The organism is Leptotrichia sp. HMT-225 (assembly GCF_030644325.1).
Classification (GTDB): domain Bacteria; phylum Fusobacteriota; class Fusobacteriia; order Fusobacteriales; family Leptotrichiaceae; genus Leptotrichia; species Leptotrichia massiliensis.
Window position 1 is genome coordinate 2,085,365 of the sequence record NZ_CP130323.1, and the last position, 14,443, is coordinate 2,099,807.

The 14,443-nt window shown below is 29.7% G+C and carries 11 protein-coding genes; 3 read left to right on the forward strand and 8 right to left on the reverse strand.

Annotated features, from left to right (window positions below; all coding sequences use genetic code 11):
* Nucleotides 1–21 precede the first annotated feature (21 nt).
* From QU666_RS10030 to QU666_RS10040, 3 genes are read left to right on the forward strand one after another with little or no spacing between them, the layout of a single operon-like run.
* Nucleotides 22–969: a YafY family protein gene (locus QU666_RS10030; protein WP_021768920.1), complete on the forward strand. Its 948-nt coding sequence runs from the start codon at nt 22–24 to the stop codon at nt 967–969.
* Nucleotides 970–993: 24 nt separating this feature from the next.
* Complete coding sequence (locus tag QU666_RS10035) at nt 994–1,701, forward strand: hypothetical protein (RefSeq protein ID WP_021768921.1); 708 nt, start codon at nt 994–996, stop codon at nt 1,699–1,701.
* Between the two features lie 33 nt (nt 1,702–1,734).
* Nucleotides 1,735–2,811, forward strand: coding sequence for a PD-(D/E)XK nuclease family protein (locus QU666_RS10040; RefSeq protein ID WP_021768922.1), 1,077 nt, complete (start codon nt 1,735–1,737; stop codon nt 2,809–2,811).
* Between the two features lie 95 nt (nt 2,812–2,906).
* Here the strand turns inward: QU666_RS10040 and QU666_RS10045 are convergent, their stop codons facing one another.
* The 8 genes from QU666_RS10045 to rpoC form a co-directional block, all read right to left on the reverse strand.
* Nucleotides 2,907–4,121, reverse strand: coding sequence for an NRAMP family divalent metal transporter (locus QU666_RS10045; protein WP_021768923.1), 1,215 nt, complete (start codon nt 4,119–4,121; stop codon nt 2,907–2,909).
* Between the two features lie 224 nt (nt 4,122–4,345).
* Nucleotides 4,346–5,158 carry a Nif3-like dinuclear metal center hexameric protein gene (locus tag QU666_RS10050; protein ID WP_021768924.1) on the reverse strand — a complete coding sequence of 271 codons (813 nt, stop codon included), beginning with the start codon at nt 5,156–5,158 and terminating at the stop codon, nt 4,346–4,348.
* Nucleotides 5,159–5,184: 26 nt separating this feature from the next.
* Nucleotides 5,185–6,135 (reverse strand): DNA-directed RNA polymerase sigma-70 factor, encoded by a 951-nt coding sequence (locus QU666_RS10055; protein ID WP_021768925.1) that lies wholly within the window; start codon nt 6,133–6,135, stop codon nt 5,185–5,187.
* Between the two features lie 52 nt (nt 6,136–6,187).
* Nucleotides 6,188–7,366: an RNA polymerase sigma factor RpoD gene (gene rpoD, locus QU666_RS10060; RefSeq protein WP_021768926.1), complete on the reverse strand. Its 1,179-nt coding sequence runs from the start codon at nt 7,364–7,366 to the stop codon at nt 6,188–6,190.
* The gene (gene dnaG, locus QU666_RS10065) at nt 7,359–9,182 is read right to left on the reverse strand and encodes a DNA primase (RefSeq protein ID WP_021768927.1); all 1,824 of its coding nucleotides are present in this window, start codon (nt 9,180–9,182) and stop codon (nt 7,359–7,361) included. The genes rpoD and dnaG overlap by 8 nt, the downstream gene beginning before the upstream one ends.
* A gap of 100 nt (nt 9,183–9,282) precedes the next feature.
* Complete coding sequence (gene rpoZ / locus QU666_RS10070; protein ID WP_021768928.1) at nt 9,283–9,489, reverse strand: DNA-directed RNA polymerase subunit omega; 207 nt, start codon at nt 9,487–9,489, stop codon at nt 9,283–9,285.
* Nucleotides 9,490–9,580: 91 nt separating this feature from the next.
* Entirely contained in the window at nt 9,581–10,126 is a 546-nt protein-coding gene (gmk, locus tag QU666_RS10075) for a guanylate kinase (RefSeq protein WP_021768929.1), read from the reverse strand.
* Nucleotides 10,127–10,295: 169 nt separating this feature from the next.
* A complete protein-coding gene (rpoC, locus tag QU666_RS10080) occupies nt 10,296–14,357 on the reverse strand; it encodes a DNA-directed RNA polymerase subunit beta' (RefSeq protein ID WP_021768930.1) in 4,062 nt (1,353 codons plus the stop codon).
* Nucleotides 14,358–14,443: the final 86 nt, after the last annotated feature.

Below are 14,443 nucleotides of genomic sequence, written 5' to 3' on the forward strand. Positions count from 1 at the left end.
AAATGTACGAAAGGCTTGATTATGGCGGGAAAAAATCAAAATTCTGAAGAAAAGTCAATTAGAATACTAAAAATAATAAAAAGGTTATATCAGAAGGAAATATTAAATGGAACTGATTTAGCTAACGAATTTAATGTTGATATAAAAACAGTTCAAAGAGATATAGAAACTTTGAGAGCCTATTTTTTGGAAGAAAATGGAGCAGAAATAAAGTATTCCAAATCTAAAAAAGGATATTATCTTGAAGAAAACAGTGAAACATCTTTTACCAATGAAGAGCTTTTAGCAATAAGTAAAATTATACTTGAAAGCAGAGCATTTAACAAAAATGAAACTCAAACATTAATAAATAAGTTAATTAATCACTCATCAGGAAATGACAGAGAAACAATAAAAGGTCTTATCAATAACGAAAAATCCAATTATATCCCTTTGCAGCACGGACAAAATCTGCTCACAGTTATCTGGAATTTAGCACAGCATATAAAAAATCAGGAATTGATAAATATAAATTACACTACAAAAAATAAACAAGGTAAAAATTACAATATAAAGCCTTTGTCCATAATGTTTTCTGAATACTACTTCTACTTAATCGCATACATAGAAAATAAAGAAGAATACCCTGCAATTTTAAGGATTGATAGAATTACTGAAATCGAAAATACTGGCAAGAAATTTAAGATTTTGAATTATTCTGAAAAGTTTAAAGATGGTGAATTTAGAAAATATATACATTTTATGCACTCTGGGCCTTTTACAAGAATAGAATTTAAATATAGAGGTTATATCGAGTATGTGCTTGATAAATTTCCAACTGCAGAAATATTGGATGAAAAAATAGTTAAGGAAAATAATCGGGGAACTACAGTTTATACTGTAAAAATCGAAGTTTATGGAAGTTTTGGAGCGGAAATGTGGCTACGAAGTCAGGGAGATTATGTTATTGAATACAAAATTTTAAAATAAATTTCTATAAAAAGGAGAAAATTCATGGAAAAAATACCAAAAATAAAAATTATAAGTTTAGGAGAAACAGCTTTAAGCACTATTGAGAAAGAAATCATTACGCATGAAAATATAAGCATTATTACAATTAAAAATGACTACAAAGATTTAAAAATAAATTTTCAAGATACAGATGTAATTTTGATAATTTTAAATACATATTTTGAAAATGATAAAAATTTTGCCTTAGAAATAATTAGAAACACTGAAAAAAACGATATTTTTACTGGTATTTATGATATTGGAAATGGCTATACCGACCTATTTGATTCAAAAACAAACTTTATCATAAAATGCAAATCTTCCGAAGATTTAAAAAATGGAATCAACGGAATAACAAAAACTTTAACAGCAAAAGGAATGGTTACTCTTGATTTAGCTGACTTAAAAACGGTATTTCAAAAAACCTCAAAATCTTTCGTAATTTTTGAAAAAGGAAATTTAGAAACTTTTGATGATTTTTTGCAAAACCTAAAACTAAAGCTGGAAACTTTTGATAAAAATAAAACTTATAAAATATTTTTGAATATAACAGCAGGAAAAAATATCGAATTGACTCAGATAAAAGATATTGCTAAAATAATGACTAATATTCTTAATGAGCGGACATTTCTTTGGGGACTGCAAATATATCCAGAAAATGAAAATTTCATAAATATTATTGCTTACATTGTGGAAGATTCAGTTAAATAAATTAATTAATATTATAGAAAGAAGGGATTTAGAATGGAAAGAAACAATATTTTTAATTTTGCAACGTCAGAGCTGTCACAGGATGCTTTTATATGTTGGTGTTTAAATTGGTTAAATTACGAGGATAGTGAATTAAGAGCATTAGCTGTTGACTTATTAAAAGAGTTTGGAGAAGAGGATGTTTCTGATAATCAAGAAATTCTTATAAAAAGGCAATTTAAGAAAATTGATATATTAGTTGTTTTTAAAGAGTTGAATAGAGTTTACATTATTGAAGATAAGGTTAATTCTTCTGAAAGAAAAAAACAACTAGAAGAGTATGAAGAAAAAATTAATAAGTTAGATGAAAATGAAAAAAAAGATTTGAGAATTGATGGAAATCTAGAAGTTAAAACAGTTTATTTTAAAACAGGTTTTCATTTCAGTCCTGATAAAAATGTGAAAGCTAATAAAATAATCACAGGTGAAATATTTAAAGAAATTTTAGAAAAATATAGAAATAAAAGTGAAATTTTAGACAGTTATTATGAGTATCTTGTAGAAAAATTAAGAACTCAAGAAAATGAAAAAAATTATTTAGAATGTAAAGCAGAATCTCACAAGGATTGGAATATAGCAAAATCTAACATAGCACAATATTGTTTTTTAAAAGTGATTTTTTCAGAAGAAAGGATAGTAAGTTTTAGAAATAAGGGAAATGGTTCTGCTGTTTCACAATATAATTTGTTAGAAAAAAGGCTTCCCATTTTTGAAACAAGTGAAAGATACCTTATTTTCTGGAGAATGGATAATACAAAAAAAGAAGGACCTTATTTAAGATTGAATTTTTATCATAAATACAATACAGAAAATGAAAGTTTAAAATATATAAGAAAAGAAAAATATGAAGTTGTATATAAAAAAATTTATAAAGTTATTGAAGAACATAAAAATGAGTTAATAAAAATTAATAATATAGAAGAAAATTGCAAATATAAAGATGATTATGAAATACCAATTTTACATATTAATTTAAAAGAATATATAAAAGCTGGAAAAGATGAAATGAATAAATTAATGAATGAAGTGAAAAAACTACATGGGTATTTGCAAAATGTAAATTTTGAATAAAATTTTTAATTAACAAAAAAAGAAAAAACCACCTACAATGTCAATTTTAAATCTTGTTGAAAGGTGGTTTTCTTTATAAAATTAAAATAACAATATTATTTCAAAATTCCAGACAAATAAACAAGGAAAAATATTGTAAACCCTGCTAAATATATAATTCCTGCCACTGATAGGAACCACAGCCAAACAGGCAGCTTGTTATTGTCTTTAACAAGTGAAAAATTAAGATATGAATATACTGGAGCTGAAACAAATGAGAATATCATGGCAAAATTCATCATTGCGGCGACATTTCCAGCAAAAAAGAATACGATAACCATTGCCACAGCTACTGTTACTATCATCCATATATTAAAATGTGAGGTTTTAACTTCTTTCTGTTTCATAATCAATCTAAGACATTCAGCATTAGCACGTGAATAACCATCTACAACTGTAATTGTTGTACCAAAAATACACATAAATGCGATAAATGCAATAAGAAGCCCTGACCAGCTTCCAATAACGCTTGAATACATTTGAATAAACTGGGCGATATAAGCAGCACTTGCTCCTTTAATCGCTGTTCCCGTTCCATATTGAATCAATGCTCCAAGTGCCAAAAATACAAAGGCTAGAATTGTTGTAACCCAGTAACCTACATTAAAATCCAACATTGCAAGTTTATGGGGAACTTTCATATTTTGCTGTTTTTCAACAGTCCACATCGAATTAATTGCGGAAATTTCAATTGGAGCTGGCATCCATCCCATTAATGATACAATAAATGGCAATGCTGTCAGTTTCCAAGGCGATTGGATAACAAAATCAGGTGCCATCGGATGTTGCTTGAATAACGCAATAACAACTGCGATAATTGTTGCAACTGTCAATGAAATAACAATAAATTTTGAAGAGCTGTCCAACAGTTTATAACCTCCAAATACCAGCATTGCAAGTGAACCTACAAGAACAATTGTAGTAAGCAGGTTAATCATTGAAGCCATTGCTGCAGGAGTAAGACTACTTAAAAATGTTAATTTTAAAATATTTGCTAAAATTGCCGCTGTCAAAATACCAATTGCCGCCACATTAATAACTGCAGAAAATATATTCATAATAAAGAATATCCAAAGATAAATTTTTCCCTTTTCTTCATATCCTTCTATTAACGAATGTTTACGTTCCAGCGTATATTGTGTCCCAAAACGGAAAAATGGATATTTGAAAATATTGACTAAAATAACTATGATTGCCAATTGCCATCCATATAATGCACCTGCCTGCGTTGATGCTACTATATGGGAACCTCCAATAGCTGCTGAAGCCATAAGAATCCCCGGTCCAAAGGATTTAAACTTGTGATACCAACTCGAATGAGTAGTTTAAAAATACCTTCCTTTTCTCTTAGTCTTTCCAAAAATTATAACAAATCATTTGATTATCAAATTTTTGAAATTATAGAGGTATTATAACATTTTGTACTGAATATTCAAAATTTTTTAGTATTTTTATCAATATTTTTAATTTTCATTAGATTATTTTTAATATTTTTCTATCCTAATTTAAATACTTCCTCTTCAAAATGCCTTATCATTTCTCCATCAAAAAATTTTGACATTTCTTTTTCCATCATATCCACAAACAAATATTCACTTTCAAAATGTCCTACATCTACGAGAATCTTTCCATCTTCCAGAGCATCCAAAGCTTCATGATATCTCAAATCTCCAGTCAAAAAAACATCAATTTTATCTGCAACATCATGTAAAAATGAGCTTCCACCACCTGTAACAAGTCCAATTTTACGTACATAAGCATTTTTATCTCCAACATATCTTACATAGCTTATTCCAAGCGAATCCTTTATTCTTTCAAGCAGATCTCCCAGTTTCATTGCTTGGTTCAATACTTTTATTCTGGCAAGCCCGCCATGTACATGCTCCATTTTACGTTTTATTGGGTTATAATCATCAAATTTTTGCTCGTTATAAATTATTTTTTCTCCATCTAAATTTAATTTGTCCATTATAAAGTCATTCAAACCATTAATAGCAAAGTCAGCATTCGTATGAATTGAGTAAACTGCTATTTTATTTTCCATCAATTTTAAAAGTTTTCTTCCATGTGAAGTTTCATTTGTAATTCGTTTCAAGCCAGAAAAAATTACTGGATGATGTGAAATTATCAAATCTATATTTTTATCTATCGCCTTTTGTACAACTTTTTCAGTAATATCTAAACAAAACAATACTTTGTTTACTTCTCTTGTGTTATCTCCTATCAAAAGCCCCACATTGTCCCAGTCTTCTGCAATTCTTGGACTAAAAATTGTATGTAGTTCTCCCATTATTTCCCAAAGTTTCATAATTATTTTTCCCTTTCGTAATTTAATTAATTTATTGCATAATCCGTTGCTTCACTATTTTCCACAAAATCATTTCTCATTAAATCAATTGACAATTTGTTAAGAGCCTTTTCCTTTAAAATCTTCACATTGTGACTTGCTATATTTAGTGATTTTGCAATTTCCTTTTCTGTATACACTTTATCATCTAGTCCATAAGTCATTACCAAAATCTGTTCATCTAGATAATTCAATTTTTTTGGAATATTTTCTAAGATATACATTTGTGTAATTTTATCAGCTTTCTCCAATATTTGTGAATTTACGATTAACTCTTCAGGCTCTACTTCGTCAAACAATTTTTCAAGCTGTTCAATATATTCTGTTGAAACATTCATTTGCTTACTAATTTCATCCATTGAAAATCCCATACTTCTATCAACTTTTACTTTTAAATATAATATATAGGATAATTCAGACGATTTAATATCCTTTAAAAGATTTTTCTGAAATTCTAAAATATACTTTACAGCAAAATTTTTCACAAAAAATTCAGGCTCTTTTGTTATTTTCATAATTTCATCATAATAATTCAAACCTGATATAATTCCAAGTGTAGCTTCCTGAACTGTATCTAAAAATGAAAATCCATATTTTGAGTAAAGCAAGCTTTCTTTTACTGCAATTTTTAAATATTTATCAATTAATTCTTCCTTTTCTTTCCCAGTTTCACTTTTTTTCTCAAGATCTTCATATTTTTCCTTTATGTTTTCCAAATACAATTTTATTGTATCTTTTTCTTCAATAAATATATTTTCATCTTCTAAAACAATAAAATCACTTCCATCAGTTGAAGTCCTAACTTCTGGAATATTTTCCAAATGAATAAATTTTAAAAATTCAAAAAAATCATCATCGTTCATTGTATAATTTTCTATAATTTTTTCAAAACTGAAACTTCCTTTTTTTCTAATATCTTCAAAAATATCTTTTAACATTCTTTTCTTTCTCCCGTTAGTCTTAATATCTAAAAAGAGCTAAATAATATCTTTAGCTCCTGTAATCTTCCAATTTTTTTCTTCTGCTTGGGTGTCTTAATTTTCTTAATGCTTTTACCTCAATCTGTCTGATTCGCTCTCTTGTAACATTAAATATTTTTCCAACTTCCTCCAGTGTTTTTTGAGAACCGTCATCCAATCCATATCTATATCTGAGTACCATCTCTTCTCGTTCATTTAATGTTTTTAAAACTTCGTCAAGCTGTTCTTTTAACAGAACTCTTGTTGTTGCATCATAAGGATTTGCAAATTTGTCATCTTCTACAAAATCTCCAAGTTCGCTGTCTTCTTCACTTCCAACTGGTGTTTCAAGTGAAATTGGATCCTGATTCATTTCCAAAATACTTTTTACCTTTTCTACTGGTAATTCTAGTTTTTCAGCCAGTTCCTCAGCTGTTGGCTCTTTTCCAGTTTCCTGTAAAATAATACGGCTTTCCTTTTTGATTTTGTTAATTGTTTCAATCATATGAACAGGTATTCTTATTGTTCTTCCCTGATCTGCAATTGCACGTGTTATAGCCTGTCTAATCCACCAAGTTGCATAAGTTGAAAATTTGAATCCTTTTTCATATTCAAATTTTTCTACGGCTTTCATAAGACCCATATTTCCCTCTTGAATTAAATCCAGCATTTTTAAACCACGATTTGTATGCTTTTTAGCAATACTTACAACAAGTCTTAAATTTGATTCAATTAATTTTTGTTTTGCCTCCTCTTCTCCATTTAAAACTCTTTGAGCGTAGTCAATTTCCTCTTCATAGCTAAGTAATGGAATTTGTCCAATTTCACGCAAGTACATTTTAATCGGCTCATCCACATCCATACTTTCTGCCATTTTCAATAGATCTGTCTGTAATAATTTATCCACTTCCGAATCGTCGATTTCATTCTCTACAAATTCATCATGCGAATCTTCAAAATCTGATATTTCTAGTTTTTCAATATCCTCTAAAGAATCAGGGACTTTTAATAAGTCTTCTTTTTCTTTTTTAGTATCGACAATTTGAATACCATCATCAGTTAATTTTTTTATTAACTGCTCGATTTTCTCGGTTGAAAATCCAATAGATAAAACAGAATTTATTTCTTCGTAACTTACAATTTTTTGTTCTCGTGCCTGTTTTATAAAATTTGCGAGACTATTTTTTAAATTTTGTTTTTTATCAGACATACCCCTGTCTCCTTATCAATATAAATTCATCATATACTTTTTCAATTTCATCAATTTTACTAATATTTTCTAACTTTGCTAATATTTTTTTTAATTTAAGTTTCTTTATTTTATCATTCTTTTCATCAATTTTTTTTCTTTCCTCATCTATTTCACGTTTAAGCCAACCAGAATAAATTTCTTTAAAATAACTCTCCTCATCGTTAATATCATTATCTCCCCGTAATTTCAACTTTGTAATAATTTCTCTTTTTTCTTCAGAAATATCTGTTTTATCAAGCTGTATTATATCAAAATTTATTCTTTTTAATTTTTCTATAAGTTCGCTAAATATTGAATAACTAAACTTTTTATTTAGTAATTCTTCACACTTTTCTCTTTCAGAATTGTAAAACTCCAAAATATAAGTGAGTGTCTGTTCTTCCAGCTCAATATCTAAGTCTTTTTTCTCCTTTTTATATTGAACTTTTTGGTTTTCGTAATTTATTCTTTTTTTTCGTTTTGGAGTTTCTTTTGATAAATCCTTTAACTCCTCTTTTACAATAAATTCATTAATATTAAAATTGGTTGATAATTTTTGTAAATAGAGATTTTTAGTAAGATTGTTTGTAACATTGGAAAAAAATGGCTTTAATCTTTCAATAAATTTTCTTTCACCACTTATATCTTCCAAATCCAAATCCTTTGAAGCCTCTTTAGTTAAAAAATCAAATACTTCCTCCGATTTTTTTACAACTTCTATAAACGCTTTTTTCCCATTTTTTCTCAAGAATTCATCAGGATCTTTTTCATTACCATCCATAACAAGACATTTTACATCAAAATCATATTTTTTCAAAATATAGCTTGCCTTTATGACTGCGTTTTTCCCAGCTTCATCATTGTCATACGAAATCAAAATTTTATCTGTGTACTTTTTTAAAAGCTGTGCCTGCTCTTCAGTAAATGCTGTACCAAGACTTGCTACGGCATTCTCAAAGCCATTTTTCTGAGCTGTCAATACATCTAGATAACCTTCCATCAACATTGCAAAACCTTTTTTTTTAATATTTTCTCCTTGGTACTTTATTCCGAAAAGCTCATTTCCTTTTTTAAAAATAGGCGAATCTGGTGAATTTAGATATTTAGGCAAATTAGTATTTTTGTCAATTATACGCCCACCAAATCCTACAATTTGAGAATCAGTATTATAAATAGGAAAAATTATCCTGTTTCTAAAGGTATCATAAATTTCGCCATTTTCATTTCTTTTGACAAGTCCTAGATCCATTATTTTTATTTCAGAAAATTCCTTTTTTAACAAATATTGAAACAAGTCATCACGAGTATTTGAAGCAAATCCAATTCCAAACTTTTTTATATCTTCAATGGAAAAATTACGTTCTTTCATATATTCTAATGCTTCGTTGGCTTTTTCAATGTTTTCCTTAAAAAATACCAAGGCTTCGTTCATTATGTCAAAATATTCTTTATTAGCCGATTTTCTTCTAATAATTTCTTGATTAATTGTCTGATATGCTCTATTTTTTTTTAGTGGAATATTATACTTTTTTGACAATTCATCCACTGCCTGCACAAAACTGATATCATTAATTTTCATATAAAATGAAATTACATTTCCGCCAATCTGTGTACTAAAATCCTTAAAAATATTTTTTACTGGACTAACTGTAAATGATGGGGTCTTTTCATCTTTAAAAGGAGATAGCCCTTTATAATTTGAACCTATCTTTTTTAAATTTACATATTCTCCAATCACTTGAACAATATCCAAATTATCAATTAATTTTTGTATCTCTTTTTCATCATAAATCATTATTTTTTATTCCTCCATCAAAAAACAGCTTTATAAAAAATATTTACACTATTAGTATAATTTGTTTTTCTAAATAGTCAATACTTTGTAAATAAATTTTTTAATTTTCTGTATGTTCTTCATCAATTTCATGAATAACTTCTACTTCGTCATCCATTATGTCCTTAAAAACTTCATCCATTATTTCCGATTTTTGTTTCCCTTTAGCAAATTCCTTTTTTGCAATTTTTCCTGAAACAATTGCAAGTTCGTATTTATTAGGTATTTTAGTCAATAGTTCATCTATTGTTATTTTTTCTTTTTTCATTTTAAATTCTCCTCTTATATAATAAAACCACTTTAAAACAACATCTACGATTGTTAATTATATGTTTAATTTTAAAAGATTTCGAGTATACTTATGAATTAATAATGTTTATCAATTCTTGACAAGACATTTCAATATCATCATTTATTATAGTGTAATCATATTTTGGTTCATATTCTAGCTCTTTTGCTGCATTTTTTAGGCGGAGTTGAATAACTTCTTCGCTGTCAGTCTTCCTATTGCGAAGTCTATTTTCCAACGTTTCCATATCTCTTGTACGAAAAAACACAAGAATAGCATCCTTTTTCTTTTCTTTCGCAATTAATGCTCCTTGTACATCAATTTCCAGAATTACATTTAAACCTTTATTCAGATTACTCTCTACTACTTCCTTCAGTGTACCGTAATAATTACCATGAACATTTGCATATTCATAAAATTCATCATTATTTATTTTTTGTTCAAATATTTCCTTGGTTAAAAAAAAGTAGTCTTTTCCGTCGATTTCTCCGACTCTTGGCTGTCGAGTTGTAGCTGATATTGATAATGGGATATTTAGTCTATCTTTTACTAATTTTGTGACTGTTGATTTTCCTGAGCCAGATGGCCCCGAAACGATGATTAGTTTTCCTTTCATTAAAAACCGCCTTTTATTTTTTACGCGAATAAGGGAAATTCATATTCATAAATCTCCCTATTCACAATATTTATACCGATAATCTAATCCTAAAAATTTATTAGAATATCATACTCTAACATTTACTGTAAGTATTTTTTACAACAATTAAGCTATTTATCTAACTTAATTATTCAACTTCTACTGTTTCTATAGTTTCATTGGAATTGTCTTTCAAAGCATCCAAAGTTTCTGTAGTTTCAACTTCTTCTCCGTTCGCTTCACTTTCAGTTCCTGTTGTTTCTTCTTCCACAATGTCATTTTTTAAGACTGCATCCAAATATTTATAGTCCTTAAATCCAGTTCCACCTGGTATTTTCTTACCAATAATTACATTTTCCTTAAGTCCTTCAAGTCTGTCTGTTTTACCTTCAACAGCAGCATTTGCAAGTACTTTTGTTGTTTCTTGGAATGATGATGCCGAAATGAAACTTTCTGTATTTACTGCGGCTTTTGTAATACCTTGAATTACTGGCTCATAAGTTGCTGGACGTTTCCCTTTTGAAATTAATATTTCATTTTCACGTTCTACAACTTTCTTATCAATTAATTCGTCTTCTAGGAATAATGAATCTCCAGCTTCCTTAATCTTGATCTTTTGGAACATTTGTTTTACGATTATTTCAATATGCTTGTCATTAACCGCAACCCCTTGCTCCCTATATACTTGCTGTACTGACTCAAGAATAAATTGCTGTGCTTCTACAAGCCCTTTTATTTTCAAAATATCATGTGGTGAAACAGGTCCATCTGTTATTTTTGTACCTTTTTCGATTAACATTTCATTAGTTACAACTAAATGTTCTCCCACTGGAACTGTATATTCTTGGATCAGTTCCCCATTTTCAGGGTCTTCTATCAAGATTAATCTCATACCCTTTTTCTTTTTATCCGAGAAAACTACACGCCCTGCGACTTCTGATAAAATGGCTTTTCCTTTAGGATTTCTTGCCTCAAACAACTCTTGGACACGAGGAAGACCTCCTGTGATATCCTTATTTCCTTCTCCAGTTTTCAAGATTTTTGTAATAATTTGTCCTTTTTTTACTGTGTCTCCTTCATTTACCATCAAATATGCTCCATAAGGAACTGCATATTCCACTTTCTTGTCACCTTTTGTATAAATTATAATTCTAGGGTTGACATCATTACTTTCTACAGGTTTTATTGCTACTTTTTCAGTAACCCCATATTTTACATCAATATTTTCTCTCACGTAAATATCTCTAAATTCTACTTTTCCTGCCACAGAAGTAATAATCGGTATTTGATAAGGATCAAATTCTACCAGCACTTGCCCTTTCTTAACTGAATCTCCATCTTTCACATGCAAAGTTGAGCCTGATGGCACTTCATATCTGTGTTTTCCTATTATCACACGTCCATTTTGTGAAACAACAATTTCTTTTCCTTCATCATTTACAAGTATGGAAATATCCTTAAGTTTAACTTTTCCAGAAACATCAGCTTTGTAATCAGATTGAACAGACGCTGCCGTTGCTACCCCTCCAGTATGGAAAGTACGCATTGTAAGTTGTGTACCTGGCTCTCCAATTGATTGAGCCGCAATAACTCCAACTGCTTCACCTTTTAGGATTTCCTTATGGTTAGAAAGGTCTAATCCATAACATTTTTTACAAACTCCTTTTTCCAGTTTACAAGTTAAAGGCGTTCTTATTTCAACTTCACGAATATCTAATTCTTCAATCTTCTTAATTAAATCATCAGTTATCAAAGTATTTCTCTCAGCAATAACTTTTCCTTCATGAATCAAGTCTGTTGCCAAGTTTCTTCCATAAATTCTTTCACTTAATTTCTCGATTACTTCCCCAGCATCCATCAAATCTGATACCACAATTCCGTGTTCGCATCCACAATCATCATGATTTACAATCACTTCGTGTGAAATATCAACAAGCCTTCTTGTTAAATATCCCGAATCAGCAGTTCTCAATGCTGTATCCGCAAGTCCTTTTCTTGCTCCGTGTGATGACATAAAGAATTCAAGAATATTAAGTCCTTCTCTAAAGTTAGCTTTGATTGGCATTTCGATAATACGACCTTGCGTATCTGCCATAAGTCCACGCATTCCACCAAGTTGACGCATTTGTGCAATTGATCCTCTGGCTCCAGAGTTTGCCATCATATAAACTGGATTAAATTCATCTAGATTATCCATCATTGCCTTAGTTACCTTTGAAACAGCTTCATCCCATATAGCAACTGTTCTTCTGTATCTTTCTGCATCGATAATTTCACCAGATTTATACTGTTCTTCAATTTCGGCCACTTCATTTTCAGCTTTTTCCAAAATAGTTTTTTTACTTTCTGGAATTTCCAAATCCTCAATTCCAACAGTAATCCCCGCAAGTGTTCCATAATGGAATCCAAATGCTTTAATTTTATCCAATAATTCTGATGTTTTTTCAAATCCAAATTTTTTATATAATTCAGCGATTAATTTTCCTAATTCACTTTTACCAAAAGTCTTTGTGTAATCTCTCACTTCTTTTGGAAGCATTGTATTAAACATAAGACGTCCTGGTGTAGTTTGAACTATTTCTCCATCAATTCTCACATTTACAAGTGCGTGAACTGCAACTTGCCCATTTTGATAGGCTGTGATTAACTGATTTTTGTTAGAGAACGATTTCCCTTCTCCCTTAACACCTTTTCTTTCCTTTGTCATATAATAACATCCCATTACCATATCTTGTGATGGAACCGCTATTGGTCTACCACTTGATGGTGCAATAATGTTATTTGTTGCGAGCATCAATAATTTTGCTTCCATTTGTGCTTCTTGTGACAATACTAAGTGCACTGCCATTTGGTCTCCATCAAAATCTGCATTAAAAGCAGAACATACCAGTGGATGAAGTCTTATAGCTTTTCCTTCAATCAATGTTGGTTCAAAGGCTTGAATTGAAAGTCTATGTAATGTTGGTGCTCTATTTAAAAGAACTGGGTGATTTTTAATAATTTCTTCAATTAATTCCCATACATTTTCATCTTCTTCTTCAACCATTTTCTTAGCCACTTTTATATTTGAGGCAAGTTCCCTTTTTACAAGTTCTCTCATTAAAAATGGTTTATACAACTCAAGTGCCATTTTTTTAGGAAGTCCACATTGATTCATTTTCAAGTTTGGTCCAACGACGATAACCGATCTTCCTGAATAATCAACACGTTTTCCCAAAAGATTTTGTCTGAAACGCCCTTGTTTACCTTTTAACATATCAGAAAGCGATTTTAATTCCCTGTTATTTTGTGTAACAACTGGTTTCCCACGTCTACCATTGTCAATTAATGCATCAACTGCTTCCTGAAGCATTCTTTTTTCATTTTTTATTACAATTTCAGGTGCTTTTATTGACATTAATTTTTTAAGTCTTATATTTCTGTTGATTACTCTTCTGTATAAATCATTCAAGTCAGAAGTGGCAAATCTTCCACCATCTAACTGAACCATTGGACGTAAATCCGCAGGAATTACAGGCAGTACAGTCATAATCATCCATTCTGGTCTATTTCCAGCTTCTATCAAATCTCTTACTACTTTTAATCTTTTTATAACTTTTCTTCTTTTTTGAGTAGAATGTTCTGTATCCATCTCATCTTGAAGTTTTTTCTCTAATTCAAGTAAATCAATTTCTTCAAGCAAAGCTAGAACTCCTTCAGCTCCCATTTTTGCTGTAAATTCATTTTTAAATTGACTTTCTTGCATTTTAAATTCACGTTCAGTTAAAATTTCCCCTTTTTGAAGTCCAGTTTCTCCTGGATCAGTTACAATGTATCTTGAAAAATACAGAACTGACTCAAGTTCCTTCGTACTGATTCCCAATAAAAGGCTCATTTTATTAGGCGTACCTTTAGAATACCAGATATGTGCAATTGGTGTAGCAAGTTTAATATGTCCCATTCTTTCACGTCTAACTTTTGAAGTTGTCACTTCAACACCACATTTTTCACATACCATGCCTTTGTAACGCATTCTCTTGTACTTCCCGCAGGCACACTCATAATCTTTAGACGGCCCAAATATTCTCTCACAGAATAATCCGTCCATTTCAGGTTTTAAAGTTCTATAATTTATTGTTTCGGCTTTTGTAATTTCACCATACGACCATTCCAAAATCTTTTCTGGCGATGCCAATTTTATTTGAATACTGTCAAAATCTCTTATACTCATTCGTTAAGAGCCTCCTCTATTCTTTAATTCCACTTTTTTTAGAAAGTAAAGTGGGAAAACTTTTTATATTCCAATTTTAAATTTAA

Bases quoted from the DNA above. Each gene is read 5' to 3' on its own strand.
- QU666_RS10030 (WP_021768920.1), top strand. From the start codon at position 22: ATGGCGGGAAAAAATCAAAATTCTGAAGAAAAGTCAATTAGAATACTA.
- QU666_RS10035 (WP_021768921.1), top strand. From the start codon at position 994: ATGGAAAAAATACCAAAAATAAAAATTATAAGTTTAGGAGAAACAGCT.
- QU666_RS10040 (WP_021768922.1), top strand. From the start codon at position 1,735: ATGGAAAGAAACAATATTTTTAATTTTGCAACGTCAGAGCTGTCACAG.
- QU666_RS10045 (WP_021768923.1), bottom strand. From the start codon at position 4,121: ATGGCTTCAGCAGCTATTGGAGGTTCCCATATAGTAGCATCAACGCAG.
- QU666_RS10050 (WP_021768924.1), bottom strand. From the start codon at position 5,158: ATGAAACTTTGGGAAATAATGGGAGAACTACATACAATTTTTAGTCCA.
- QU666_RS10055 (WP_021768925.1), bottom strand. From the start codon at position 6,135: ATGTTAAAAGATATTTTTGAAGATATTAGAAAAAAAGGAAGTTTCAGT.
- rpoD (WP_021768926.1), bottom strand. From the start codon at position 7,366: ATGTCTGATAAAAAACAAAATTTAAAAAATAGTCTCGCAAATTTTATA.
- dnaG (WP_021768927.1), bottom strand. From the start codon at position 9,182: ATGATTTATGATGAAAAAGAGATACAAAAATTAATTGATAATTTGGAT.
- rpoZ (WP_021768928.1), bottom strand. From the start codon at position 9,489: ATGAAAAAAGAAAAAATAACAATAGATGAACTATTGACTAAAATACCT.
- gmk (WP_021768929.1), bottom strand. From the start codon at position 10,126: ATGAAAGGAAAACTAATCATCGTTTCGGGGCCATCTGGCTCAGGAAAA.
- rpoC (WP_021768930.1), bottom strand. From the start codon at position 14,357: ATGAGTATAAGAGATTTTGACAGTATTCAAATAAAATTGGCATCGCCA.